This is a genomic window from Vibrio nigripulchritudo, assembly GCF_027924785.1.
Taxonomy (GTDB): domain Bacteria; phylum Pseudomonadota; class Gammaproteobacteria; order Enterobacterales; family Vibrionaceae; genus Vibrio; species Vibrio nigripulchritudo.
Map to the genome: position 1 here is coordinate 672545 of NZ_AP027050.1, position 24836 is coordinate 697380.

At 46.3% G+C, this 24836-nt stretch carries 26 protein-coding genes; 18 read left to right on the forward strand and 8 right to left on the reverse strand.

The genetic code is table 11. The features are described 5' to 3' along the window. Positions 1-24: 24 nt before the first annotated feature. Both galT and kduD read left to right on the forward strand, forming a co-directional pair. Positions 25-1074, forward strand: coding sequence for a galactose-1-phosphate uridylyltransferase (gene galT / locus QMG91_RS21375; RefSeq protein WP_281832692.1), 1050 nt, complete (start codon positions 25-27; stop codon positions 1072-1074). Between the two features lie 144 nt (positions 1075-1218). Continuing rightward, positions 1219-1980, forward strand: a complete 762-nt coding sequence (gene kduD, locus QMG91_RS21380; RefSeq protein ID WP_004402094.1) for a 2-dehydro-3-deoxy-D-gluconate 5-dehydrogenase KduD — start codon at positions 1219-1221, stop codon at positions 1978-1980. A gap of 42 nt (positions 1981-2022) precedes the next feature. On the opposite strand, the gene QMG91_RS21385 is transcribed toward kduD, so the two are convergent. Genes QMG91_RS21385 through QMG91_RS21415 form a run of 7 tightly spaced genes read right to left on the reverse strand, consistent with a single transcriptional unit; the run spans position 2023 to position 8361 of the window. Beyond that, the gene (locus tag QMG91_RS21385) at positions 2023-2898 is read right to left on the reverse strand and encodes an aldose 1-epimerase (protein ID WP_281832048.1); all 876 of its coding nucleotides are present in this window, start codon (positions 2896-2898) and stop codon (positions 2023-2025) included. Next, the gene (locus QMG91_RS21390) at positions 2898-3635 is read right to left on the reverse strand and encodes an SDR family oxidoreductase (protein WP_281832050.1); all 738 of its coding nucleotides are present in this window, start codon (positions 3633-3635) and stop codon (positions 2898-2900) included. Before QMG91_RS21390 ends, QMG91_RS21385 begins: the two co-directional genes overlap by 1 nt. Before the next feature lie 9 nt (positions 3636-3644). Then, a complete protein-coding gene (locus QMG91_RS21395) occupies positions 3645-4376 on the reverse strand; it encodes an ATP-binding cassette domain-containing protein (protein ID WP_022561071.1) in 732 nt (243 codons plus the stop codon). Between the two features lies 1 nt (position 4377). Then, a complete protein-coding gene (locus tag QMG91_RS21400) occupies positions 4378-5358 on the reverse strand; it encodes an ABC transporter permease (RefSeq protein WP_225911849.1) in 981 nt (326 codons plus the stop codon). Between the two features lie 29 nt (positions 5359-5387). Then, positions 5388-6359 carry a sugar ABC transporter substrate-binding protein gene (locus QMG91_RS21405; protein ID WP_022613812.1) on the reverse strand — a complete coding sequence of 324 codons (972 nt, stop codon included), beginning with the start codon at positions 6357-6359 and terminating at the stop codon, positions 5388-5390. 59 nt (positions 6360-6418) lie between these two features. Continuing rightward, positions 6419-7615 carry a mandelate racemase/muconate lactonizing enzyme family protein gene (locus QMG91_RS21410; protein WP_281832055.1) on the reverse strand — a complete coding sequence of 399 codons (1197 nt, stop codon included), beginning with the start codon at positions 7613-7615 and terminating at the stop codon, positions 6419-6421. 14 nt (positions 7616-7629) lie between these two features. After that, positions 7630-8361, reverse strand: a complete 732-nt coding sequence (locus QMG91_RS21415) for a FadR/GntR family transcriptional regulator (RefSeq protein WP_281832056.1) — start codon at positions 8359-8361, stop codon at positions 7630-7632. Between the two features lie 296 nt (positions 8362-8657). Here QMG91_RS21415 and QMG91_RS21420 point away from each other — a divergent pair, with 296 nt between their 5' ends. The 13 genes from QMG91_RS21420 (at position 8658) to QMG91_RS21480 (ending at position 18671) form a co-directional block, all read left to right on the forward strand. Continuing rightward, positions 8658-9044 (forward strand): MerR family transcriptional regulator, encoded by a 387-nt coding sequence (locus QMG91_RS21420; RefSeq protein ID WP_004398253.1) that lies wholly within the window; start codon positions 8658-8660, stop codon positions 9042-9044. A 44-nt stretch (positions 9045-9088) separates the two neighbouring features. After that, positions 9089-9664 (forward strand): NAD(P)H-dependent oxidoreductase, encoded by a 576-nt coding sequence (locus tag QMG91_RS21425; RefSeq protein WP_281832058.1) that lies wholly within the window; start codon positions 9089-9091, stop codon positions 9662-9664. A gap of 182 nt (positions 9665-9846) precedes the next feature. Next, positions 9847-10188, forward strand: coding sequence for a hypothetical protein (locus tag QMG91_RS21430; protein ID WP_022561077.1), 342 nt, complete (start codon positions 9847-9849; stop codon positions 10186-10188). Positions 10189-10387: 199 nt separating this feature from the next. After that, positions 10388-10975, forward strand: a complete 588-nt coding sequence (locus tag QMG91_RS21435) for a hypothetical protein (protein WP_281832059.1) — start codon at positions 10388-10390, stop codon at positions 10973-10975. A 211-nt stretch (positions 10976-11186) separates the two neighbouring features. Further along, a complete protein-coding gene (locus QMG91_RS21440) occupies positions 11187-11693 on the forward strand; it encodes a P-loop NTPase family protein (RefSeq protein ID WP_281832061.1) in 507 nt (168 codons plus the stop codon). A 185-nt stretch (positions 11694-11878) separates the two neighbouring features. Then, positions 11879-12301, forward strand: coding sequence for a hypothetical protein (locus QMG91_RS21445; RefSeq protein ID WP_045965362.1), 423 nt, complete (start codon positions 11879-11881; stop codon positions 12299-12301). A gap of 424 nt (positions 12302-12725) precedes the next feature. Continuing rightward, complete coding sequence (locus QMG91_RS21450) at positions 12726-13625, forward strand: metal ABC transporter solute-binding protein, Zn/Mn family (protein ID WP_281832064.1); 900 nt, start codon at positions 12726-12728, stop codon at positions 13623-13625. 5 nt (positions 13626-13630) lie between these two features. Then, entirely contained in the window at positions 13631-14386 is a 756-nt protein-coding gene (locus QMG91_RS21455) for a metal ABC transporter ATP-binding protein (RefSeq protein WP_281832065.1), read from the forward strand. Further along, positions 14383-15324: a metal ABC transporter permease gene (locus QMG91_RS21460; RefSeq protein WP_281832066.1), complete on the forward strand. Its 942-nt coding sequence runs from the start codon at positions 14383-14385 to the stop codon at positions 15322-15324. The genes QMG91_RS21455 and QMG91_RS21460 overlap by 4 nt, the downstream gene beginning before the upstream one ends. Next, positions 15321-16280, forward strand: a complete 960-nt coding sequence (locus QMG91_RS21465; protein WP_281832067.1) for a metal ABC transporter permease — start codon at positions 15321-15323, stop codon at positions 16278-16280. Before QMG91_RS21460 ends, QMG91_RS21465 begins: the two co-directional genes overlap by 4 nt. 169 nt (positions 16281-16449) lie before the next feature. Beyond that, a complete protein-coding gene (locus QMG91_RS21470) occupies positions 16450-17316 on the forward strand; it encodes an AraC family transcriptional regulator (RefSeq protein ID WP_281832069.1) in 867 nt (288 codons plus the stop codon). A gap of 92 nt (positions 17317-17408) precedes the next feature. Then, a complete protein-coding gene (tsaA, locus tag QMG91_RS21475) occupies positions 17409-17876 on the forward strand; it encodes a tRNA (N6-threonylcarbamoyladenosine(37)-N6)-methyltransferase TrmO (protein ID WP_281832071.1) in 468 nt (155 codons plus the stop codon). A 30-nt stretch (positions 17877-17906) separates the two neighbouring features. Further along, positions 17907-18671 (forward strand): YoaP domain-containing protein, encoded by a 765-nt coding sequence (locus QMG91_RS21480; protein WP_281832072.1) that lies wholly within the window; start codon positions 17907-17909, stop codon positions 18669-18671. A gap of 79 nt (positions 18672-18750) precedes the next feature. On the opposite strand, the gene QMG91_RS21485 is transcribed toward QMG91_RS21480, so the two are convergent. Continuing rightward, positions 18751-19605, reverse strand: coding sequence for an endonuclease/exonuclease/phosphatase family protein (locus QMG91_RS21485; RefSeq protein WP_281832073.1), 855 nt, complete (start codon positions 19603-19605; stop codon positions 18751-18753). A 290-nt stretch (positions 19606-19895) separates the two neighbouring features. On the opposite strand from QMG91_RS21485, the gene QMG91_RS21490 reads away from it, so the two are divergent. The 3 genes from QMG91_RS21490 (at position 19896) to gnpA (ending at position 24811) form a co-directional block, all read left to right on the forward strand. Beyond that, the gene (locus QMG91_RS21490) at positions 19896-21083 is read left to right on the forward strand and encodes an RCC1 domain-containing protein (protein ID WP_281832074.1); all 1188 of its coding nucleotides are present in this window, start codon (positions 19896-19898) and stop codon (positions 21081-21083) included. A gap of 285 nt (positions 21084-21368) precedes the next feature. Then, the gene (locus tag QMG91_RS21495; protein WP_281832075.1) at positions 21369-22538 is read left to right on the forward strand and encodes a glycoside hydrolase family 88 protein; all 1170 of its coding nucleotides are present in this window, start codon (positions 21369-21371) and stop codon (positions 22536-22538) included. Between the two features lie 89 nt (positions 22539-22627). Continuing rightward, positions 22628-24811 carry a 1,3-beta-galactosyl-N-acetylhexosamine phosphorylase gene (gene gnpA, locus QMG91_RS21500; RefSeq protein WP_281832076.1) on the forward strand — a complete coding sequence of 728 codons (2184 nt, stop codon included), beginning with the start codon at positions 22628-22630 and terminating at the stop codon, positions 24809-24811. Positions 24812-24836 lie beyond the last annotated feature (25 nt).

The window sequence follows — 24836 nt, forward strand, 5'->3', positions numbered from 1 at the left end:
AATGGATAAGCAGTAATGAATGACATGTTATCTGAAATATTTGATGCCACAGAACATCCGCATCGTCGATACAATCCGCTGACGGAAGAGTGGGTACTGGTGTCGCCGCACCGCGCCAAAAGACCGTGGCAAGGGCAACAGGAAACGAACGATGAGCAGGCTTTACCATCTTACGAGCCAGAGTGTTTTCTTTGCCCTTCGAACACGCGGATCAGCGGAGATGTGAATCCCGATTATTCAGGTACCTACGTATTCAAAAATGACTTTGCGGCGCTCACAGAAAGTGTGCCAGCAGCAGGCTCTGGTGACGATCCTCTGTTCAAGTTGGAAAGCGCAACAGGTGAGAGCCGAGTGATTTGCTTTTCTCCGGATCACAGCAAAACACTGCCAGAGCTTGATACTCAGGCAATAGAGAAAGTGATCGATACCTGGGTAGAACAGATTCAGGAGCTCGGGAAAACTTACCCATGGGTTCAGGTGTTTGAAAACAAAGGGGCAACCATGGGGTGTTCGCAGCCTCATCCGCATGGTCAGGTCTGGGCAAACAGTTTTGTTCCTACGCTTGTTGCCAAAAAGGACAAGTCTCAGCGGGAATACCTCGCTCAACATGAGTCAACCATGCTGGTGGATTATGTCCAGCGTGAACTGGCGGTAAAAGATCGTATTGTGGTGGAAACCGAACACTGGGTCGCGCTCGTCCCTTATTGGGCAGCATGGCCATTTGAAACCATTCTATTGCCTAAAGCTCATGCCCCAAGGCTGACGGATCTCAATGCCGAGCAAAAAGCCGATCTAGCGATTGCCATTAAAGAACTGACCACTCGTTACGATAATCTCTTTAACTGCTCATTCCCATATTCGATGGGCTGGCACAGTGCGCTAGAGAAGGAAGAGAACCCCGAACACTGGCAAGTTCATGCATCGTTTTACCCGCCACTACTACGTAGCGCTACCGTCAGAAAATTCATGGTGGGCTACGAGATGATGGCAGAAAGCCAGCGCGATCTCACTCCAGAGCAGGCTGCACAGCGATTAAGAGATGTCAGCACGACACACTACAAATCGAAGAATTAAGAGTTTAATCACATATCCGTTACATAAAAATTTTTTGCCTTAAAATTTAAGTGAAACAATGTTTCAATATAAACAAATTGAAGTTTCTTTTCTTTGTTTGAGAACGCTCAAGAAACGGATAATTACAACAATAGGAAGAAGAACATGGTGTTAGATACCTTTAACCTGAAAGGAAAAGTTGCTCTCGTCACTGGCTGTAATACAGGTTTGGGACAAGGTATGGCAGTTGCACTGGCGCAGGCAGGCTGTGACATAGTTGGCGTTAACTACTCCGATCCAGAAGATACTCCCGCACTGGTTGAAGCGGCGGGTCAGAACTTCTACTCAATCATCGCAGACCTTAGCAACAGCGACGTGATTGCTCAGGTGGTAGACAAAGCCACCAGCATGGCAGGTCGTATTGATATTCTGGTGAATAACGCAGGCATTATTCGTCGTGACGATGCGCTTGAGTTTTCAGAAAAAGACTGGGATGACGTAATGAACCTCAACATCAAGAGTGTTTTCTTTATGTCTCAGGCAGTTGCCAAGCAATTTATTGCTCAGGGCGAAGGCGGAAAGATCATCAACATCGCCTCGATGCTATCTTTCCAGGGTGGCATTCGCGTACCTTCTTACACAGCATCGAAAAGTGCGGTAATGGGAGTGACCAAGCTTCTTGCTAATGAATGGGCGTCGCAAGGCATCAATGTAAATGCTATCGCTCCGGGTTATATGGCGACCAACAACACGGCGGCATTGCGCGCAGATAAGGAAAGAAATCAGGAAATATTGGATCGAATCCCTGCTCAACGTTGGGGTTTGCCGAAAGACATTGCAGGTCCTGCTGTATTCCTGGCATCGCCAGCATCGGATTACGTGAATGGTTACACACTGGCAGTCGATGGTGGCTGGTTAGCGCGATAACCAAAATCACAAGTTGCGAAAGCCTGAGCCAATGCTCAGGCTTTACTTTATCGGCGACAAGCGAATCGACATTTCCGCCGAAATACTTTCTCCATTCGATAAGGTCACCAGCCCCGGCATGCTTCGCTGATTATGTGCATCCACCGGATGGCTTACGGGTTCTAAACACAAAAACTCGGCGTGCTGATCAGGGGAATAAAGAATAAGGTAAGACAACAGATCTGACCCCGTCACCCGAATCGAAAGCCCATCTTCCGGTTGCACAATGGTCGCTATGCCATTCCATTCGGTGTATGCATTATTGATTAGGTGTTCTGGCATTGCTCGGAACTCATTAAAACTCCAGTTAGCGGCTTCAACCAAGCTCAGGTGTTTGGTGGGCAGGTGCTCTTCGTCCTCCATCCATATTCCCAGTGCCTCAAAATAGACTTCTGTTCCTTCATGCCGATAAAACCACGGGTGAAACCCCATTCCAAATGGCAAAGGGTTACTGCCTCTGTTGGTCACCTTAAGTTCGCAGTGAAGGGTATTGTCTTGGATCGAATATTTGAGTTCAGCGTTATAATCAAAAGGAGGAAAAGACGCGTTTTCTAAGCGATATAGAATTTCAGACTCGCTTTGCGACACCATGTCCCATTCGGATTGCCAGGCATTTCCGTGAAGGGGGTAAGTTTCGGCTTCTACGTTTCTGTTGATTGGGTGTTTAACGCCTTCAAACTCAAAACCGCCTTTTGATATTCGGTTCGAGAAGGGAGCTAACACATACATGCCATTAGCATTGATTTTGCCACTTTGGGACTGGTCGGAATACAGAAATGGTACCCACTGCCCATTCACCTTTGCCTCACCTTTGGTGATTGCAGCACCATGCTGAGCTGAAAACTCTATTCGCAGGAACTCATTTTCCAAATATTCCATCAGGACCATCCACCGTCTATGCCTATATTTTGACCAGTAATCATACTAGCGCAGTCAGAACATAAAAAAGCGACCAAATGTGCGACAGATTCCGGTTGAATACGCACCTTTAGGCACTGCCTGTCCAGTACCCAGTCACTGTATTCCTGAGCTTTATGACCAAAAACGCGCTTTTCTGCATCCGAGACAATGGCACCGGGTGCAACGGCGTTAACTGTAATACCAAACTCGCCCAACTCCCGAGCGAGAGACTTGGTTAGCCCAAGTAACGCCCCTTTGGATGCCACATACGGCACATAACCTTCAACCTGGCCATTTAAGGTAATTGAGGTGAAATTGATGATTCTTCCCCAACGGTTGGCTTTCATATGAGGAGTTACACTGGAGAGCAAAGCAAAGGCTGCGGAAGAGTTGACTCGGATCTGGCTTTCATATTCTTCAAGAGAGAACTCTTCAAAAGGGCGATTGATGATCAAAGCGGCATTGTTGATCAAGATGTCCACGCCACCCTGTTTAGCGATGCAATCCGAAACGATCTGCCGGGATTCTTTCATCTGGCTCAAATCACAGGGAACAAGCGTTACATTGGGATTTGTATTCGAATGAGCATCGACAAGATCGGGCAAATCAAGAGCCAATACGTGCGCGCCAAGTTTTGCTAATTGCTCCGTCTGAGCCTGACCTAATGTGCCTAATGCCCCGGTCAGTAATACGCGCTTTCCTTGTAATGAAATCATCGTTTCTCCTTACAGCATTGACTGAACCTCTTCAATGCAGGTGTCTTCAATTCGTTTATCCAGAACCACTTCGCCCCTTGCCATGGCGACCACTCGATCACAGCAGGCAAACACATGGTGCATGTTGTGGCTGATGAAAATACTGGTGATGGACTGATGCTTAAGCCCCGAAACAAAGTCGATGACCTTGTTGGTTTCTTTTACTGACAGGTGATTGGTGGGTTCGTCCAGAATCATCACTTTGGATTTGAAATGCATGGCTCTGGCGATTGCCACCCCTTGCCGCTGACCGCCAGAAAGCTCACCGACTAGGGCATCGGGAGAACGCAGGTGCAGATCGACATCCGCTATCGCTTTAATGCTCTCTTGCCGCATTTTCTCCTGATCTAAGATACCGATACCGCCTATCGACATTTTCATTGGCTCTCGACCAATAAAGATATTCCTCGCAATGGACATGGTGGGCACCATCGAATTGTACTGGTAGATGGTCTCAATCCCTTTGTTCATGGCATCTCTGGGTTTTCGCAAGTTAAGGGGCGTTTCTTCCATAAACATTTCGCCCTCATCGGGGACCTGAGTACCCGACAGGATATTAATGAGCGTCGATTTCCCTGCGCCATTGTCTCCGACCAGACCAAGCGCTTCATTGGCGTAGATATCCAGACTCACACCACGCAGCGCGTGGACACCCGAATACCACTTGTGAAGATTCTTACATTCCAGAATGGTGGACTGCATATTACACCTCCACTTTCATCGATTTGGCACGCTTGCGAAGCCAGGCATTCAGAACCACCGCAATAATCGTGAGCAAGCCAATCGCCATTTTGAACCAGTTAGCATCCACACGGCTCAATACCAACCCGTTGTCGATTACGCGGATTAATATCGCGCCAACAATGCCACCTAAAATGGTGCCAATGCCTCCCGTTAATGCGGTTCCTCCAATCACTGCTGCCGCCACGGCTTGCAGCTCCATTCCTTCTCCAATCGAAGGCAACGGCGCGCCAAGGCGCATCACCTGAATGCAACCTGCGAAGCCAGCAAGTAAAGAACACAATACAAAGCAGGCAATTTTGACTTTGGCGGTCGGAATTCCCATAGACTGAGCCGCTGGGAGAAACCCACCAGTCGCGCGAATCCAGTTTCCCAAATTGGTTCGCGACAACAGAACGGAAACCAGAATCGCAATCGCCACAAACCAGATCACCGACATCCTGAAGAAATCGTAGGGTCCGACATAATCGGTGAACAGCCATTTCGGCAATACGCCCAAAGGCAGAAGGGGAGGGAACCCACCGGAAATCACAATGGTAAGAGAACGCACCACAAAGAGCATACCGAGCGTGGCGATAAAACTGGGAATATCAAAGCGTATGGTCAATATGCCGTTGATAAGCCCAATCACCATCGCCATCAGTAGCCCCAATGGAAAAGCCAGCCCAAATGCCCAGCCTTGTTCTAACAGAACCGCCATAAACATAGGTGCGAAAGCGAAAGTCGACCCGACAGACAAGTCGAACTCACCGCTGATCATCAGCAAGGTGACCCCAATAGCGACCAGCCCCATTTCTGGTAATAGCCCCAGAATGCCTCTTAGGTTTTCGCTGTTAAGAAAAGCGCCATCTGAGCGGATTTCAAATATCACACCGAGCAGAATGAGGAATACGATCCCCACCAATTCGGGTTTTTCCATGTAAAGTTTTATTAGTCTCTTCATCGCAATATCCGGCTCGTTCCATTTGCGTACTAACGAAGCCCTTTACGGGCAAGATCCCAAAGCTGGTCGACGTCTTCTTTAACAACCAAGCCCTGTCCGGTATCGATGTCGGCGGGTGAGAGACCAAAGTTTTTCGCCAGATAAGCCTGCATCACAGGCATAAACCCTTGCATATAGGGTTGCTGGTCGACCTGAACCTGAATGTACCCTGCTTTCATTTGCTGAAGTACTTCGGCAACAATATCAAAGCCGCCCATCAACACTTTTCCGGGTGGAATGCCTTTGTCTGCAAGAGTCTGGGCAACATAGGCATGCCACAAACCCGTATCGAAGTAGACGGTTATATCCTGATTGGCGTTCACATAAGCACCAACACGTTCGGCAACCACTGCGCCGTCTGTCCCGGTATCCAAACGAACGATTTTCACGTTGCGTGAGGGGTTCGCTTCTTTAAATTCGTTTAGGAAGTTGAGCACGCCAGCGCCACGTTGTTCCGACCAGTTCTGTCCGGGAGCAGAGATGCCCACAACAGCATGAATAGGTCCTTCTTTGGGGAAGAACTCCGCCATTTTTTTCGCTAGCGAGTATCCCGCAGGAGCAAAACCCTGTCCGATAAACGCCTGTCTCGCATTGCCGTTCGCTCCTTCGAGATCATCCACGTTGGCTGCGATGACAATAGTGCCATTGGCACGAGCACGGCTGATGATTTCATCAAAGGCGTTGTTATCGACAATCGATGTGATCAGCACATCCGGTTTGGTGGCTAACGCAGCGATCATGTTGCTTGCCTGTTGATCAATTGCCCCTTCCGTTTGGGTGAAAATCATCTGGCATTTGGCATCGATTTTGTCACAGGCGTCATCAAATCCTTTTTTTACCGCTTGCCAGAAAGGGTTAGATGCCGACGAATGGTGCGTAAACACCACATTCAGCGGATTTGCCCAAGCCGCACTTGAAAGCATGACCGCAGATAATGCGATTAGAGTAGTTAGTTTCCTCATTGTGTCCTCCTGATTGACGTTCATAGGGAAACATTGGATAGCCCCTTCAGGGCGCTCCGCTACCGTTTGCTGATACGACGTGAAACGGTAAACGCTTTATCGAGATCAGGATTGAGCTCCAGCCCTAATCCTGCCCCGGGTGGCACAGTGATGGTGCCGTTGGCAACAGTGGGTAGCGCTGTCACCAAATCTTGATACCAGGTGTTGTAATACGCCCTTACGCTCTCCTGAATCAGGGCATTGGGCGCATTTAATGAAAGGTGGGTCGATGCCGTCAGCACCACAGGTCCCGTGCAGTCGTGTGGGGCAACGGGTAAGTGCCAGGTTTCTGCCATGGTTGCAATCTTCTTGGCTTCAGACAGCCCGCCACACCAGCTCACATCAAGCATTACAATCCCGGCGGCTCCGGTTTGAAGGTAATCTCTGAATGCCGCTCTGCCCCCTAAGGTTTCCGACGCACAAACTGGCGCTTTAGATGCACTCGCGTAGCGGACAAGGTCATCCAGATTCTCCATTTTGATTGGATCTTCATGCCAGTAGGTATCGAATTCTGCCAGTTCTCGGGCGATTTCCATTGCAGGCAACAACTGCCACATCGAATGAAACTCCACCATGATGTCGATTTTGTCGCCCACCGCTTTCCGAATCTTTTCGAACGGAATTAACGCCTGCTTGAGATCGGATTTGGAAATCGACAGCCCACGGTTTTTCTCTGCTGCCATATCAAACGGCCAGATCTTCATGGCGGTGATACCGTCATCAAGCAGCGATTCTGCCAGCTCGTCTGCTCTGAGTAGAAATCCATTCAGGTCGTCGTATTTGTGCTGTTTTCCAGCGAGCCCGTAGTTTTCGGTTCGCTGTCCTTTGGCTTCTTTCATGTATTCGATACCTGCGCAGGTGTTGTAGGTTCGAATTTCATTTCGGGAGAAACCACCGAGAAGCTGGGCGATGGGTTGCTGTGTTAACTTGCCAAACAAGTCCCAAAGGGCAATATCAAAAGCGGAGTTGCCACGTGTTTCGACGCCCGTAGAGCGAAAGCCTAAGTAAGTGGAAATGGACTGGTTGAGTCGGTCAATCTGACGGGGATCTTGCCCCAAAACCAAAGGCGCTAACGTTTCATGAACATACGCTTCGACTGCTTTTGCACCGAAAAACGTTTCCCCCAATCCAACAAGCCCGACATCGGTGTGAACCTGAACCCACAACAGATTAGGGTGTTCGGCGACTGTGATGGTTTCAAGCTGGGTAATTTTCATATCCTAACTAACCTTTATTGAATGCCCGCTTCCAGCAGCGCCCGAACACTTTCATCAAAGTGAAGCGCCATCTGTTTATTGGCTTCTTGTGGGTTGCCATCTCTTATGGCTTCGGCAATCGCGAGGTGCACATTCAGCATAAATTCTTGTTTGTCCTGCGACTCTCTGCTTTTCCACCCAACCGGCCAGGTGAGTTTGGTTACCCCTTCAAACGCGCCAATCATCAGAGCGAAGATAGGGTTACAGGAAGCCATAGCGATAGTCTGGTGGAAAGCGATGTCATGGCTCATGATGTTTTCTGGGTTATCTCGGTGCGCCGCCATCGACTGAGCGTGAAACAGTATGGTTTCTGCCTGAGTTTCACTTCGTCTTAACGCCGCTAATGTAGCCGTTCGCATTTCGATGGTTCTTCTTACGTCGTACACCTGCTGAACCGAAATCTGTTCGGTATGGATACCGTGCTCAATCACGGGTGAGATGGTGGAGTAATCCAGCGCCGCCACTTCAGCCCGCTTGCCAGCGTTCAGCTTGATCAGATTTAACGCGGCAAGAGAGCGAAACGCCTCCCGCACTACGGTTCTGGATTTGTTAAGCTCCCGAGCAAAGTAAGATTCGCTGGGTAACTTGTCTCCGGGCGACAAATCCGCCCCCCTCATAAAAGCGGTGATTTCTCCAATCGCTTCGCTCACTAAGCTGCTGTTTGTGCTTTCGATGTAATTCATGGCAATAACGGCGGAAAGTCGCACTCTAAATTCTGCAATTTGTAAGGCTACCTTCCACCAATAAGCAAAAACCTGTCATACAGGTTTGTAGCTAATTGTGAACTATTGCTCATAAATTGAGCGGTAGAAATGGATGGAGTTGCTTAATGGCGTGAGTGTTTTGTTGCTTATTTGGATATGTAGATTTTGTCGTTTCGACCATTAGCTTGGCTTACAACAAGCACATACAGAAGCTTTCTTACTTCTGCCTCACGGCTGCCATGTGTCTAACCCTCTATACGTGTATGCATTAATTTTGCTATTTTAGTCAGTGGCTTAGGATGAGTAACGAAGTACTGGAGGTTGAGTTGTATATAAAAGAAGCATCCGAATTATCAGGTGCCACTCAGAGAGCGATCAGGCTTTATGAATCGTTAGGTTTACTCACGGTTTCTCGCTCAGGAAAGTACCGCATTTACACCGAAACTAACGTCAATCTTATAAAAATGATCAAAGAGGCGCAGACTCTGGGGATCAAGCTGTCAGAAATTGTCGACTTGAAAGATGACAAAGGCAGTTTTGATTGGCAAACAGTAAGAGATTTCCTTATCGACAAGCAAAAAGACATTGAACTTCAAATTCAACAGCTTGAAGAACAAAGAGATCGTCTTGTGCAATATCGTGAATCTATCACTATTTGCATTGAGGGGGTTGACTCTCACCTATAGGGCAGACTTTAGACTGTACTTTCTTAACGTAAGGAATTCATATAATGAAAAAAGTACTGGTCATAAATGCAAACCCAAAAAGAGAAAGCTTCTGTGCATCTATAGCAGAAAACTATGCGGAAACCGCTGCCCTAGAGCATGAGGTTAAACAAGTTCACGTCAGTAAGATGAACTTTGATATGAACTTGGAGCAAGGATATGACCAAATGCCTTGTTTAGAACCCGATTTGCAGCAGTTTCAAGAGTTGGTTCTTTGGTCAGATCATATTGTTATTGTTACACCTGTCTGGTGGGGATCTTTACCAGCAAAGTTTAAGGGTCTCATAGACAGGGTATTTCTACCCAATTTTGCATTTCGATATGTAAAAGGTAAGTCTTTCCCTGAAAAGCTTTTATTGGGTCGTAGCTCGGAGCTAGTAGTTACATTAGACACGCCACCATTTTGGTATAAGTACGTTAAAGGCAATTTAATTTATAAACATGTAAAGAAGGCAATTTTAGATTTTTCAGGAATTAGAAATCGCTCAGTAACATACTTTGGACCAGTTGTAGGTTCTAACCCCCAAACAAGGCAGTCTTGGTTAGAAAAAACATCAAAACTAGCGAGTCGATTAAAATAGTTTGGTTCTCTGTTTTGTATCTAATGAATAGGTGGCTTGCCAATATTTATGCTTGAAGACAAAGCGCAACATTTTTGAGTTGAAGTAACTTTTGTGTTTGAAGTGCAATGCTGTGGTTTGGTTGCTATTTTGTCTACGCCTTAATCTAGGCGTTATCTATTAAGCATAAAAAAGGTAATTATATGAAATTGTTAAAACCGTTGTTAACCATAGGCGCATCTCTATTCAGTGCAGCTTCATTAAGCGCCGGACCGATTATAGGTATTTCATTTTCAGGTCCAGACGATATCAACCATGCGAACATTGTCCAAATAGAACTTGGAGGTGGGTTAGCTAATGAGTATCTTGCGGAAGGTTGCAATACTAGATTTGCAGCAATAAGAAATACTCTAGAGCGACAACATATGATTAGCTACGCTTTAGCAGCGCACACGACTAAGAAAAGTGTGACTCTCGTTCTCAACTCATCAGACAAATATTTCCAAGATAGGTGCACTATCTCTCGTATTAGCAGCACCAATTGATTTAGCACCTATGGAGCCTCCTCTTTTCAACAGATAGTAACCAACACTTGGCTGCATCAGCAGCCAATCCATCCACACAACAAAGTCATCTGCCTAAGAGGGCTGTCAAAGAAACATTAATCTCAACGCGTGACCTTTGAAATTTGTCTGTATTGTGAGAGATTCGTATACAGTGCCGACGCAATAGGATGCCGCAGATATGGATATCAGCTTTAAGATTGCTTTTAGTGGATTAGCAATTGTCCTTACGTTTGTCGCATTTGTTCCTTATATCAAGTCAACAATCTCAGGAACGACGAAACCGCATGTGTTTTCGTGGATTATATGGGGTACAACTACTGGCATCGTATTTTTTGCCCAACTTGAAGCCAAAGGTGGTATAGGTGCGTGGCCTATCGGAGTTTCAGGCGCAATCACTATACTTGTCGCCCTCTTGGCATTTATCAAGAGCTCCGATGTATCGATTACACGTACTGATTGGGTATTCTTCCTGGCGGCACTGACCTCGTTACCATTTTGGTACTTCACTTCTGACCCTCTTTGGGCTGTGGTTGTGCTGACGACCGTTGACTTACTTGGCTTTGGACCAACAATCCGAAAAGCCTATGATTTCCCTCACGATGAAAATGCTCCTTTCTTCCTGCTTTTCATGGCAAGGAATACCTTTGCTCTTCTGGCACTGGAGCACTATTCTGTGGCAACTGTATTGTTTCCACTTTCTGTCAGTATCGCCTGTTTACTTTTACTCATTATGGTTAGCTATCGCCGCAGAGTCGTTCAAGCGTAAGCTTTGGAGCGAAGGATAGTCGTTCAACGCTTTGAGGATGTGGATTGAAGTTACTTTGGGCTGCTCATTTTTGTGTATAGCACCTTATATAAGATCGAATTAATTTATTAAATATCAATGTACTGTGTGCTATTTTACGCTCCCTTTGCGCGTTGTATGGTTCGCAACGAACATATTGGAATAAGTCACTAGGAATAAATGGGGAGGGCGCTTGCAGTACAGGAAAATTCATATCATTGGTGGTCCCGGAAGCGGAAAAACGTACAGCGCCAAGAAATTGCAGCAGACATCCGATTTAACTGCTTACGATCTCGACCGGGTGTTTTGGGACCAAAGCCAGGATTCTTACGTCCGTGCCAGTGAAGAAATGAGAACAAAGAAACTCCAGGAAATCTTAGCCAATGAGAGTTGGATAATTGAAGGTGTGTATTACAAATGGCTGGAAGAATCGTTTCAAAATGCCGATATCATCGTGATCTTGAATCCACCTCTTTTCAAACGCCAGTGGCGCATACTGAAAAGGTTTCTTGTGCGGAAATTCATTCTAGGTCACTTTAGGAAAGAAACATTTTCATCTTTCATTGAGCTTTGGCGATGGAATAAGAAATTTGATGGCGACAACATGATGCGAATCGCTGACTTCACCTCAGAATATAAAGATAAAACAGCTTATTGCTCAAATTTCGAAGAAGTAAAGCGAGTAGTAGGGGGCTTATAAACTCATTTGTTATTGAGTCTACTTAAGCTGATGCCTCCAATTGATCGGGCGTTAGGTCTTTTTTGAGTATGTCATTTTGTATGTTCTGATTTTTTATCCTTAAGTATCAAATAACTGTGTGATATTTTGAGTTCTTTATTAGTATGTATTTTCGTAAAGCAACAATTAACTTCTAAGGAGAGTCAGTGGATAATACAAAAAGAATAAAATGGTTTGTGGCATTGGAGCTATTCCTTGTAGTAGCAAGTGTAATAGTTGCATTTTCGTTGGAGTCGCAACTGCCACCATTACTGCAGGAATACCTTACTCAAGAAATGGAGTCAGAGTTTACTTCCACGGATTCAGCGGTACTATTTATAGCAATTCCTTTTCTGGTAATTTATTTAGTTTCGACGATTGGTATATTGCTAACCAAGCCATGGGCAAAGAACTTGTATATATTTAGTGTGGTTTCAGGGGTAGTTTTCATGCCTTTTATGGGTCCAACAGTGGATCACGCTATTTCTTCAACCATCAATTACCTCGCAACTCTAACAATGGGTATAGTTTTGGCATTGTTGCTTTTTACTCATTCAGCATTTAACAAGCCAAATCAGCAAGACTCTTAGGTTGCTGATCGCTAATAAGCATCGACTAAATTGAAAGAAAAGACACCATATCAAAGGCTAAAGAATCCGCTCTTTAGCCTTTTTCTTTTTTCCTGAGCCATCTCTTAAATCTCAATCGAATTCATGGCTTTTCAACGTAAAAACACAACCCCCTAAACTTTCAAAAATCCTGTTTAACACATTCTCATTTCACTTAATCAAGCTGGTATCTCGAAAAGCGATTATTAGTGTTTGTTGCGGTGGATATGTGTTCAATTCACTTTTGATAAGGCAACTTTTTGGATCTCTTCGTTTTTTTCTGCGGTCTGAGTTTGACAGCAAGAATAATATCATTAGTATATTTGCGTAAATGCAAATGAGAACAATTCTCATTTGCATTTAATTTGGCTAAGGATTTTAGCTCTTGAACCCCAATGGAGAAATCATGAACAAATTAGTGAAAAGAGCAGCATTGCTCTTTACCATTCTTTCTAGCCTGGCTTTTGCTGCTCAGGCAAATGCCATTAGCATTCTGGCGACGACTGGCCACATCGGTGATGCAGTACACAACATTGCACCAAACGCTGATGTAACCGTTTTGGTTGGTCCCGGTGGCGATCCGCACCACTACGAACCCAGCACTAAAGATATTAAGAAAATGCGCAGTGTAGACATTGTTCTTTGGAACGGTCTGTACTTAGAAGCTCAAATGGAACGAGCGATCCAGAGCTTAGGCGATAAGCAACTGGAGCTCGGTGCAAAAGTACCAACGTCTATGCTGCTTCCATGGGAAGACAACCTATACGACCCGCACATCTGGAACAGTGCAGAGGTATGGAGCCTGGTTGTCCGTATTATTGCTGGCAAGTTGTCAGAAATTGACCCGTCGAACGCACCTGAATATCAGCGAAATGCAGAGCGCTACGTGGGTGAAATTCTTGCGGCAGATGCTTATGCCCGTGAGAAGCTTGGTGCCATTCCAGAGCAAAACCGCACACTGATTTCTGGTCACGATGCGTTCCAGTATTTCGCTTCTTCCTACAAACTAAAAGGTCTGGCAATCGAAGGTGTTAGTACCGAAGACGAAGCCAGCCTGAAAGATCTGCGTAAACTGGCGGATTACATTGCGGACAACAAAGTACCAGCGATCTTCTACGAAAACATTACAGATCCACAAGCGACAGTCGCACTACAAGAAGCCGTTAAGTCACGTGGTTTCACAGTAAAAATTGCAGACGAAGAGTTGTACTCCGATGCACTAGGTGATTCAAAGCCAGTGGATACTTTTCTTGGTTCTTTCCGCCACAATGTTGATGCAATTTATAAAGCGTTAGGCGGAGCATAAGCAGTATGACTAGTACCCAACCCCTTGCCTGTGAAACGAGGAACGTCACTGTTGCCTACGAGGACGAACCTGTTTTAAGAAGTGTTAATTTTCGAGTTCCCCAAGGGGTTGTTATGGGGGTCGTGGGCCCCAACGGAGCAGGGAAGACCACCCTGCTCAACTCGTTAATCGGTCTCACTACCCCTCTTTCTGGCTCAGTTGAGTTTTTTGGGCAGAGTTACAAAAAGGCACGAAGCCGAATAGGCTACATGCCTCAGCAACGAAGCGTTGACTGGGATTTTCCGACCACAGTTTTTGACGTTGTGCTTATGGGCACCTACGGCGCTTTAGGTTGGTTTAAGCGACCTGGAGACAAGGAAAAAGCTTTGGCAGAGCAGGCGCTTAAAGAAGTTGGCATGATTGAGTTTGCAAATCGCCAGATAGGTGAACTTTCTGGCGGTCAGAAGCAACGAACCTTTCTGGCGAGAGCTTTGGTTGAAAGCCCGGATTTGTATCTGATGGACGAACCCTTTCAAGGGGTCGATGCCGCCAGCGAAAAAGCCATTGTCGCTGCAATACACAAACTTCGGGAACAGGGTAAAACCATCATCATTGTTCACCACGATCTGTCGACGGTGAAAACTTACTGTGACTGGATCACCCTTTTGCGAGTCGGCATTGTGGCGTCTGGACCTGTGGCGGATGTATTTACCGACGACAACCTCAGAAAAACCTATGGTCGTAGCAACAGCTTCATAGACGCTGAGGCGGTTGGTTTATGATGCAGGAAATTATCGCTCTTTTTACCGATCACACTGTTATGATTGTCACCCTAGGAACCACTATCATTGGCTTTTTAGCCGGTTCTCTGGGTACATTTGCTTACCTGCGTGAGCAAAGTTTGTTGGGGGATGTGGTCTCGCATGCCTCATTGGCAGGGATAACCGTCGCTTTTGTCATTGCCAGCTTGCTTGGCAGTGCATCGCCAAAATCCACCCTTGTTCTTGTGCCCGGTGCTATTGTCGCTGGTACGTTGGCAATGCTCTTTGCTGGTGCAGTGGTACGCCACACCAAGATCAAGATGGACGCGGCCTTTGCCGTTGCACTGGCACTGTTCTTCGGTGGTGGGTTGACGCTCATGCGGGCGATTATGCAGGGAAATTACACCAATAAAGCCGGTCTTGATAGCTACGTTTTCGGGCAGGCTGCGGCAATTACCAGTGGTGACATCCAAGCCATTTCGGTTCTCGGGATCGTCGCGGTCTCCGTTGTACTGCTGTTTTGGAAGGAATTTAAGATCTACACTTTCGACCCAAGCTTTGCCAAAAGCCTAGGCTTTTCAGCACGTATACTCGAACCCTTGTTACTCTCGACTATCGTAGTTTCTATCGTCGTCGGGCTCAAAGCTGTGGGCATCATTTTGATGATTGCCTTTGTTGTCGCGCCCGCAGTTGCAGCACGTCAGTGGACTAAAAGACTGGAAACCATGATCCCGCTTTCAGGTGCTTTTGGTGCAGCTTCAGGCCTGCTTGGCACCTTAACAAGTGCCGTGCTGGGAGACATGCCGACTGGTCCTATGATTGTGTTGTTCCTGACCTTTTTTGCAGTCGGTTCCCTCTATATAGCGCCGAGGAGAGGTCTGCTTCACCGTCGCAGAGCTTTTCGCAAAAAACGAGAAAAGCTGATGGAAGAGATCGCAACTGAGGAGGTACAGTCATGAGTTTCGAACTGGGTATCATTATGCTGGCGGTATTAACGGCGGTTAATTGCAGTTTGTCTGGTGTGTTTTTAGTGTTGCGTAAAAAGTCGATGATGAGCGACGCCGTCAGCCATGCCATTTTACCTGGTATCGTTATCGGTCTGCTCTTCACGCGCTCCCTTGAATCCCCTTTTTTGATTGTAGGTGCAGCCCTGATGGGGATGGTGATCGTATTCGTTACTGAATATCTGGAAAACACCAGATTACTTAAGGGAGATGCGTCTCTGGGGCTTATTTTCCCCGCGCTTTTTGCCATAGGGGTCATCCTTGTATCGTTAGAGTTTTCTAACGTCCACCTTGATGAGCACATTATTTTGGTTGGAGACATCAATTTTGCTGCCTTCTTCCAACTGGAGATAAATGGTGTATCCATTGGACCAAGCTACATGTATGTGCTTCTGGCGGTGCTTCTGCTGAACGTGGCTTTTATTACTGTGTTTTATAAAGAAATGAAGATATCTACGTTTGATCCAAGCCTGGCCTACAGCCTTGGTTTTAAACCGCGATTGATTAACTACATGTTTATGTTTCTGGTGTCGATAACCATCACTTCGGCCTTTTATGTAGCCGGTTCAATTCTGACGATTGCGTTGATGATAGCACCCGCAGCATCCGCATTTTTGCTGACCAAGCGATTGTTCCCGATGCTATTGGTGTCTACTCTGATTGCCGCTTCAACAGCGATTGGAGGCTTCTACACGGCTTATGCGCTTGATGCTGCTACATCTGGTGCCATGGCAACTTTCTGTGGTGTGTTCTTTGTGTTTGTTTTCCTGTTCTCTCCTTATCAGGGAATCATAGCCAAGCAAATCCGTCACCGACGTAAACGAAATGCTCTGAAAGATGAGGTACTTGCTTCCGAACATCGCAGTGTTGGGCATGATCATATCGGCAGTGACAAAGTATCTTGCTTATAGAAAGCTTATTGGTACAAAAACTGTTGGGTTGACGAGATTCCTTTATAGGAAGGTAAACAACAACCTGTTTTTTCCCTGCGCACTGTGCAAATATGAATGACGGAAACGAAAAAGTCTTCATGGAAGGGGTAACGTTTTTGTTGCCCCTTTTTTAATAGAGCAGGGCGAGATGGAACTACTGTACCAATCACGGATAGATAGGGTTATTGATTACATTCAGGCAAACCTTGATAAGGACCTTACTGTAGAGCAACTCGCGAAACTGGCGTGTTTTTCAGAGTTCCATTTCAACCGAATCTTCAAGCAACGTGTTGGTCAGAATGCCTACCAGTTTGTACGTCGTCTTCGGGTAGAAAAAGCGGCAAGGCTGCTTATTTTTGAATCCCGAGCCATCACAGACATCGCATTAAGTTGCGGCTTTTCCAACTCAGCCTCATTTGCCAAAAGCTTCAAGCAGGTTTTTGGTAAAAGTGCGACCCAATGGCGCGATGATTATCTAAATCGGATTGATTCTGACAGAGGTCCGGTACATTTGCCTATCACTCGCAAACCGCTTTCTACTGTCGTGATTGAGCAGATGCCCGCTCTCCGGGTGGCTTATGTTCGAAACATTGGCAATTTCATCTCTAACGGTCAGTTGTTTGAAAGCCTCTACGGTCGGCTTATGCAATGGGCACAGCCAAGGCAGATTGCTTTATCGCCTTCATATCATCTTTACCACGACAGCCCTTTTATAACGAACAAATCCCAGCTTCGAGTGATGGTTGCCATTCCAATTGAAGAGGGGATAAAACCAAGTGGAGACGTCAGTGCCACAACATTGAGTGGAGGTCTTTACGCCTTTCGAACGTTTTACCTGACAGAAACGGAGTTCTCCTACGCCTGGGATTGGATGGTCTCTGTCTGGTTACCAAAATCCGGTTATCAGATGGACAATGAAAGAGAAGCGATAGAGCGGTGCAATGTTCCGGTTGAGCACGAAGGGCAGCGCTTTTTCCATGTCGATCTTTGTGTGCCCATTATTCCAGCTAAATAGCAGTTTTGGACAAACGGTTAGCAGGAATGGAAAAGTCTTATTTTATCGTCTGTAGATAATGAAGGTTATCTCACAACAAGAAGGCGATAACCATGAAGATAGAATCCATTGGTCAGGTCCATGCAGAAAATGGCACATTTCAGCTCCAAATTCAGCCTCAATATCAAAAAGGGTTAGAAGATCTCCAGAACTTTAGCCACATCCAGCTTCTATGGTGGGGGCATCATTCTGATACCGAAGAATTAAGGCACACCTTAACCTGCACTAACCCCTATCACGGAGGACCCGATACACTGGGTGTATTCGCCACACGGTCACCATTTCGTCCCAATCCTTTGCTGCTTTCCATCGTTGAGATTCAGAATATAGATGTAGAAAAAGGCGTTATTTCACTCTATTGGGTCGATGCAGAACACGGTACGCCAATCCTCGATATTAAACCTTATCTCCCTTGTTCTGATCGCGTAAAAAACAGCAAGGTAGCGGAATGGTGCCAGAACTGGCCAGAATGGTACGAAGATTCTGCTCACTTTGATTGGAGTAAGGTATTGGTGTACTAACGTGAATATTAGTAATGGCGGGGTAGCGATATGGAATATATCTCACTGACTCAATCGAACATAGCTTCGGAGCATATATGTTGTGCTATTTCAGATAGAAAGTGCAAAGAAAGCTATGAAGCCAAAAAGTCCTGGTTAACCGAAGAATTCAGCAAGGGGTATGAATTCATTCGATTGGATGAACGGGCTAAAGTCTTTATAGAATTTGGTCCGGCGGAGAATTCATGGCTACCAATAGCGGCGGATAACTATATTGCGCTAGGGTGCTTTTGGGTGTCGGGAAAATACAAAGGTGCGGGTCATGGTAAGCAGTTGCTCGGCAAAGCCAAGTTGACGGCAGAAAAGCTCGGAAAAAATGGTCTGGTGACCGTTGTCGGGAAGAAGAAAAAAGGCTTTATGAGCGATACGAACTGGCTTAAAAAGCAGGGCTTTTCTATCTGTGACGAAGCGCCAAATGACTTTGTTTTACTCTATTTTCCTTTAAATGATGAAGCAGTGCCTCCTCGCTTCTTACCTCATGTTCAATCCCCTGACATTGAATTCGACGGATGCGTTGCTTATTACTCGAACCGCTGCCCATTTTCTGAATATCATGTTTTGAGCTCATTGGTTGAAAGCTGTAATAAGCGAGGTATTCCACTAAAAATCGTCAAACTTGATACTTTGAAGAAAGCACAGAGTTGCCCGTCTCCTGCAACAATATTCAGCTTGTATTATCAAGGTCATTTCGTCACAACAGACATCAGCGCCTGCATGGATACCCGGTTTGATAAGTACATAAAAGAGTCAATTTGAAGTTAAAGAAAGCCGTCCAATCCAGACGGCTTTTCTGTTTATAGCAGGATAGGTGATGTCACACTCTGCCTTGGAGTTGTTACTTCATCGTCAGCTTCATATCAACAATCACAGGCAAGTGGTCAGAAATTTCATACCAGGCTTTACCCGAAACTTTATCTGTAGGCTTTGGAACCGCGACGTTTTGTATGTCCCATTGCTGGGCTGCGCTTGTCATAATGTAATCGATTTTTCGATCCGGATTCCATGCTGGTGCCGTTAGCTTCAAGTCTTTGTCGGTTTCTTTAAACCACTGCTGAAGTTCAAAATACTCGTTTGATTGAGTTGGCAGGTTTAAATCCCCGATGATCACGGGTAACCCGTTTTTAAAGTGCCAGGCAGAGAAATTACCATTCAATGTTCTGACTTGATCGAGTCTCAAATCTGTATCGGTGTGGTCTAAATGAGCGGTTACCGCGATAACAGGAGCCGGATAATTTGGCACCTCAACTTTAACCGCGCACGCAACCCGTTGCTCCTTGTCGTCTTTATTTGGTAGTTCGACTTTTTTGACTATCTCGACAGGATACTTAGATAAGACTGCATGCCCGTACTCACCGCCATCAAACTCGATCGCTTGGCAGAACGCAAAATGTAACCCCAGCTCTTTGGCAAAATATTCAGCCTGGTTGATTGGCACTGAGTCTGCTTGACCAAAGTTAGTGGCAGATCGACCCGTTTTGTTATCTACCTCTTGGAGTCCAATGATATCGGCATCAATTGATTTTATTGCGTCTCGGATGGCTTCTGTGTCCCCCATACGCGAAGCCATGATGTTATAGGAGGCGATTCGAATAGATTCGGTTTCTACAGGACCGTCAATATTGAGGTCGGGGTTAGCGAATGATACAGAGTGAGCAAGCAAAGAGGTCACTACAAGCGTTAACTTTTTCATGAGAAGTCCTTTATTCTTGTTGATAATTTACTTTATAAAATAAATGGACGTTTCATAAAATTCTTGGCAAGGCTTCACAAAGAAGCATAAATAGTTCAGTTTTTGTTCAAGCTTTTCGTCAAAGTCAGCAGAGAAACAGATCCTTTTTTAAAAGTGAAAACTAAATGGTGTCTCTTATGAATATCTCGAAAGGGAACTGAATTACTTGCATTATCACTTTTGGTAATTGCTAATGATAATCAATATCAATTATGGTATTTCTGAGCACACTAATCAGTGAAGGAAATACGATGAGTTTAAGTAAGGGAAGTATAAAACTAATTGGGACGCTGGTCGCCGCTTTAGGTTTGTCGGGTTGCTACGAGAGTGACATCGCTGCGGGCGGTGCACACACCATTGCGTACAAGGATGGAACGCTTTATACATGGGGGCGAAACACCAGTAATCAGGCTGGGAACGGTGAGACTAGCCGAACGGTTGATTTGCCCACTGCAATTGATTTGCCACTACCGAGGCGCGTTGGTGTTATTGATATCAAAGCGAATCTGAATTTCACATTGCTGCTTGATAGCGCCGGAGACGTATGGGTATGGGGCACCAATCGAGAAGGCCAGATCGGTAACGGAACCAATGATAAAGTCATGAAACCAACCAAGGTTGAAGCGCTTGATCGAGTCTTCATTACGGATATCGGGGCAGGGCAGAGACATGCGCTTGCCGTCTCCAAACGCGGGCATGTCTGGGCTTGGGGTAACAATGCTGCTGGTCAGTTAGGCTTTGAAACCGATGCAAACACCCCCGCCACAAACAATGTGCTGACACCGACTCGTGTCCCTGAGCTACAAGACATTGTGGACGTAGAAGGTGGCGGTTCATTCAGCTTAGCCGTTACGCGAAGAGGCAAACTTTTGTCTTGGGGAAGTAATGATAACGGACAGCTAGGCGTCGACCCTGATGTGCTGGAATTTCGTCATGCACCAGAAGTGGTGAGTGGCATAAACAAACGCGTAAAATCGGCGGCTGCGGGCAAAGATCACGCTGCTGCGCTTTTTTATGACGGCAGTGTTATGGCTTGGGGGCAAAACTTCTCGGGTCAACTGGGAATAGGTAGCGACGAAGATACGCACACCCCAACTCCGGTAAAAACCGATGGCGTAAAGATGAGGTCGATTTCTGCATCGGGTAATTTCACATTAGCCGTATCAAAACAGCGCGATCTTTACTCCTGGGGGCAAGACCTTCTTGGTAGTTTAGGAACAGGTCCGTCGGACACCAATGTGCCGACCAAAGTGGAATTCTTCACACAACCCGTTAAAAAGGCGGTTAATGGATTGGGGCACACTATCGTAATTACTCAGGAAGACGATGGTAGCGAAGCATTCTGGACATTCGGTCTGAACTCGTTTGGTCAGATCGGCGTCGAGGATGCACCTTTTGCCAATTATGATCCGCTCCGAGTGGTTTTTGACTCCAAGTAAGTCAGGTAAACAAGGTCGCCAAATAACGGCGACCTTTTACTTTTCTAAACAGATAGCAGCTATCCTCTTTCCCTATCCTGAATCGCCCGAAAACAATACGTCAACAGACCACAATTCATTGCTCTTGATTGTTTACCATTCATTTTAAATTTAAATATTGAAACGATGTTTTAAAAATGTGAGCGGGCTGCATTTTTCTTTCTCTGAACTCAAGTACTATTCGATTTATCAAAAACACCGCCACTTGATGCTGTGTAAAGTGAAAGATAAGAGAGTAGTAACTTCATGACTGACAACGTTATTTTGCCAGAGCTGCCTGCAACGCTTGATGAGCAGCGTGTGTTGAATCATCTACCTGTCGTGGTAGACGCCATCAAAAGAAACATTCCAAAGATTGGTGAGCGAAACCCTAAAATCGGTACGGAAGAGAACCATTGGCAGTACTGCGATCAGTTCGACTGGGTGTCTTCTTTCTGGACAGGTGAGCTTTGGCTTTGTTACCAGATGACGGCGCAGGAGCAGTTTAAAAACAGCGCGAAACTGCGTAAATCTTACTTTGCCGACATGCTTCTGGACCCATTCTGGCTGGATCACGATCTCGGCTTTCAATACAGCTTGAGCTGCGTGGCGGATTACAAACTAACAGGTGATGAAGAATCGAAAATGATGGCGATTCGCGCCGCAGACCACCTTATTCACCGTTTCAGAAAGATTGGCGGCTACATTGTGGCGTGGAATGACACACATCCACTGGGTCCAGAAATTACTCAGGGTAAGTCCATTATCGATTCTCTGCAAAATACCGCGTTGTTATTCTGGGCTTCCAAGGTGACAGGGTCACCTGTGTATGCTCAGGCAGCGAAGCGACACAGCGAGACTCTGGCTAAACACATTGTTCGTGACGATTTCTCTACTTACCACTCGTTCAATTTCCATCCAGTGACTCAAGAGCCCATTAAAGGTGAGACATTCCAGGGTTATGCTGATGATTCATGCTGGGCTCGTGGCCAGTCGTGGGCGATTCATGGCTTTGCACAAACATATCTTTACACTGGTGAAGTGGCGTTTTTAGAGCTTGCCAAGAAGCTGGCGAAGTACGCGCTGGAGCAAATCACACCTGATGGCGTACCAGCCTGGGATTACTCTTTACCAGCCGACGAGATTCAGTACAAAGACAGCTCCGCAGGCGCGATCACCGCGGCGGGTTTACTGTTGATTGCTCAGTGTATTGAAGACGAGTCAGAAGCCAAGCAATACCGAAACTGGGGTCTGTACATGCTGCAAGGGCTGATGGATTCCTGTGATTTAACTGGTGATGAAAATGCGCTTGGTTTGTTGGCTCATGGGGCATCTTTTGTGAAAGTAGGTCTGTGCGACAACATGTTGCCTTATGGCGACTACTACTATTTGGAAGCCTTGATGCGTGCCAACGGATACGAGAAATTCTTCTGGTAATTCAATAAACAAAGCGGGTGGCTGCCCGCTTTATCTCAAGTTTTTATCGGGTTCTGGAAGAACCTGTATCCTCAATTTTGGAGTTTATTATGACAACCCATGCCTCTCGTAAAGGTCATATGACCCTGCCTGTTGAAGCAGGTCAGGAAGACGTGGTTCTCGATCTCTTTCAGCGTTGGCAGGCGGATGCGTTGCGCGACAGTGATGGCACAACCATGCCAGAGTCTTTAGCCAAACAGGACAGCGACATTTACTCAGTGATGTGTCTGGTCAGAGCCGATCAGGATTACGCCAATCAGCATCCTGAATACCTGCACAGAAAATATCTGATGTCTTTCCCTGTGACTGCGATGTCAGAAGAGGTGGTGATTACGCCGCTAAATGGTTACAGCAAAGATAAATATGAGCTGGACGACGACAGCGATCCAAAGGAGTGGTGGGAAGTTCGAAATCGCACTACCAATGAAATCATTCCTGCCAGTCACTGGTATTTTGATGTGGAAACACAACAGGTAAAAGTGGAACAGGTAACGCCCTATCACGAGTACGCGGTCACTTTTCTTGCTCGTCAGGTCTGGGACAGTGTGTCCATGTATAACGCCCTGACAAACGACTGGAAAGGACCAAGAATTAAGAGCCTTGACCCTTACCACCCAGAGTGCCGTGCTCATCTGCTGAAGCATTTTGCTCACTGGCTAGAAACGCACCCAGACACCACAGTAGTTCGGTTTACTACGTTCGCTTTCTTGTTTGTTATCGATACAGGCGAAAAGAATCAGGACATTTACCGTGACTGGACAGGTTATGGGGAAACGGTCAGCCCTCGTGCATTGAAAGACTTTGAAGAACGCTTTGGTTACGCCTTAAGCCCGGAAGACTTTGTCGATGCGGGTTACTATAACGGTACTTACAAAGTTCCTTCCAAGCGCTACAAAGACTGGATGACCTTTGTTCAGGAATTTGTGGTCGGGTTTGCCAAAGAGCTGGTCGATATGGCGCATCAGGCTGGCAAAAAGACAGCCATGTTTCAGGGCGACCACTGGATAGGTACAGAACCTTTCTTAGAAAGCTATCAGCAAATTGGTCTGGATATTAATATCGGGGCAGTTGAAGACGGAGTAGCATTGCGCCGTCTGACGGATTCAGGTGGCGATCAGGTTCGCGAAGCGAGGTTCTATCCGTACTTCTTCCCAGATGTATTCCGCGAAGGAAACGATCCTGTTGTCGAATCCATGTCTAACTGGACCAAGATCCGTCGTGCCATGCTTCAAAAACCGTTAGACAGAATTGGCTACGGTGGTTACCTGTCGCTGGCGAACAAGTTCCCTCACTTCATTGATCATGTGACTGAAATTTCCGCTCAGTTTGGCGATTATCTGGACAATACGCAACGTACTGAATCTCAGAAACTGCCAGGGAAAATTGCCGTATTGAGCGCATGGGGTAAAGCGCGTAGCTGGCTTCAGAATCAGGCTCGCGATCAACGCTTTTACGTTCCGCCGCGTCCGGATGTGATGGAGTTCGTTGGAAACAACTTGCTTGAATGTCTGTCTGGTCTGCCGTTTGATATCGAATTTATCAGCTTTGAAGACATTGCTGAAAATGGCATTAGCGACGACATTAAAGTGGTGATCAATACTGGCGATGCCAATTCTGCCTGGAGTGGTGGTGAACATTGGGATAACCCTCAGGTACTGGTTGTATTACGAAAATTCGTTGCGCAGGGTGGTGGTCTTCTGGGTGTCAGTGACCCGTCAGCATTCCAGAAGAATGGTCGTTACTTCCAGCTTGGTGATGTATTCGGGCTTGAGAAAGAAACCGCGTTGACCATGGGACGTGTGGCAATGCCAGTAGAGTTAGATCGAGAGCACTTCCTAGCTAAGCATCTGAATGGCAGCGTGGATTTCGGCAACCCGAGTTATGTGTATCCTCAGGCGGAAGATCTGAGCGTGATCGCGGCACAGGGGCAACATTTGGCTCTGACGGCTCGCGAATACGGTGAAGGGCGAGCGGTCTATCTGGGTAATCTGCCGTTTTCAATGGACAACGCCCGATTGCTTCAGAATATTCTGGTATGGCTAGGTAAGAATGACGGAACTGAACATCAGTGGCTGTCTTCTCATCCTGATATCGACTGTGCTTACTTCCCTGAAACGGGTAAGGCGACCGCAGTCAATTTCAGTGCAGAACCTCAATCGCTGGAAGTAACGGATCACCTTGGTAATCTACGCGTGATTGAACTGGATGCCTATGAATGGCGTTGGTTTTCCTAAATAACCCGATCGCCAGTCGTTTTAT

Excerpts from the sequence above, each read along its gene's own strand:
- galT (WP_281832692.1), top strand. The coding sequence starts at position 25 with ATGTTATCTGAAATATTTGATGCCACAGAACATCCGCATCGTCGATAC.
- QMG91_RS21485 (WP_281832073.1), bottom strand. The coding sequence starts at position 19,605 with ATGAAAAAGTTAACGCTTGTAGTGACCTCTTTGCTTGCTCACTCTGTA.
- QMG91_RS21465 (WP_281832067.1), top strand. The coding sequence starts at position 15,321 with ATGAGTTTCGAACTGGGTATCATTATGCTGGCGGTATTAACGGCGGTT.
- QMG91_RS21450 (WP_281832064.1), top strand. The coding sequence starts at position 12,726 with ATGAACAAATTAGTGAAAAGAGCAGCATTGCTCTTTACCATTCTTTCT.
- QMG91_RS21470 (WP_281832069.1), top strand. The coding sequence starts at position 16,450 with ATGGAACTACTGTACCAATCACGGATAGATAGGGTTATTGATTACATT.
- QMG91_RS21425 (WP_281832058.1), top strand. The coding sequence starts at position 9,089 with ATGAAAAAAGTACTGGTCATAAATGCAAACCCAAAAAGAGAAAGCTTC.
- QMG91_RS21395 (WP_022561071.1), bottom strand. The coding sequence starts at position 4,376 with ATGCAGTCCACCATTCTGGAATGTAAGAATCTTCACAAGTGGTATTCG.
- QMG91_RS21435 (WP_281832059.1), top strand. The coding sequence starts at position 10,388 with ATGGATATCAGCTTTAAGATTGCTTTTAGTGGATTAGCAATTGTCCTT.
- QMG91_RS21385 (WP_281832048.1), bottom strand. The coding sequence starts at position 2,898 with ATGGAATATTTGGAAAATGAGTTCCTGCGAATAGAGTTTTCAGCTCAG.
- QMG91_RS21455 (WP_281832065.1), top strand. The coding sequence starts at position 13,631 with ATGACTAGTACCCAACCCCTTGCCTGTGAAACGAGGAACGTCACTGTT.
- QMG91_RS21390 (WP_281832050.1), bottom strand. The coding sequence starts at position 3,635 with ATGATTTCATTACAAGGAAAGCGCGTATTACTGACCGGGGCATTAGGC.
- QMG91_RS21480 (WP_281832072.1), top strand. The coding sequence starts at position 17,907 with ATGGAATATATCTCACTGACTCAATCGAACATAGCTTCGGAGCATATA.
- QMG91_RS21400 (WP_225911849.1), bottom strand. The coding sequence starts at position 5,358 with ATGAAGAGACTAATAAAACTTTACATGGAAAAACCCGAATTGGTGGGG.
- QMG91_RS21405 (WP_022613812.1), bottom strand. The coding sequence starts at position 6,359 with ATGAGGAAACTAACTACTCTAATCGCATTATCTGCGGTCATGCTTTCA.
- gnpA (WP_281832076.1), top strand. The coding sequence starts at position 22,628 with ATGACAACCCATGCCTCTCGTAAAGGTCATATGACCCTGCCTGTTGAA.
- QMG91_RS21420 (WP_004398253.1), top strand. The coding sequence starts at position 8,658 with ATGAGTAACGAAGTACTGGAGGTTGAGTTGTATATAAAAGAAGCATCC.
- kduD (WP_004402094.1), top strand. The coding sequence starts at position 1,219 with ATGGTGTTAGATACCTTTAACCTGAAAGGAAAAGTTGCTCTCGTCACT.
- QMG91_RS21430 (WP_022561077.1), top strand. The coding sequence starts at position 9,847 with ATGAAATTGTTAAAACCGTTGTTAACCATAGGCGCATCTCTATTCAGT.
- QMG91_RS21495 (WP_281832075.1), top strand. The coding sequence starts at position 21,369 with ATGACTGACAACGTTATTTTGCCAGAGCTGCCTGCAACGCTTGATGAG.
- QMG91_RS21490 (WP_281832074.1), top strand. The coding sequence starts at position 19,896 with ATGAGTTTAAGTAAGGGAAGTATAAAACTAATTGGGACGCTGGTCGCC.
- tsaA (WP_281832071.1), top strand. The coding sequence starts at position 17,409 with ATGAAGATAGAATCCATTGGTCAGGTCCATGCAGAAAATGGCACATTT.
- QMG91_RS21460 (WP_281832066.1), top strand. The coding sequence starts at position 14,383 with ATGATGCAGGAAATTATCGCTCTTTTTACCGATCACACTGTTATGATT.
- QMG91_RS21410 (WP_281832055.1), bottom strand. The coding sequence starts at position 7,615 with ATGAAAATTACCCAGCTTGAAACCATCACAGTCGCCGAACACCCTAAT.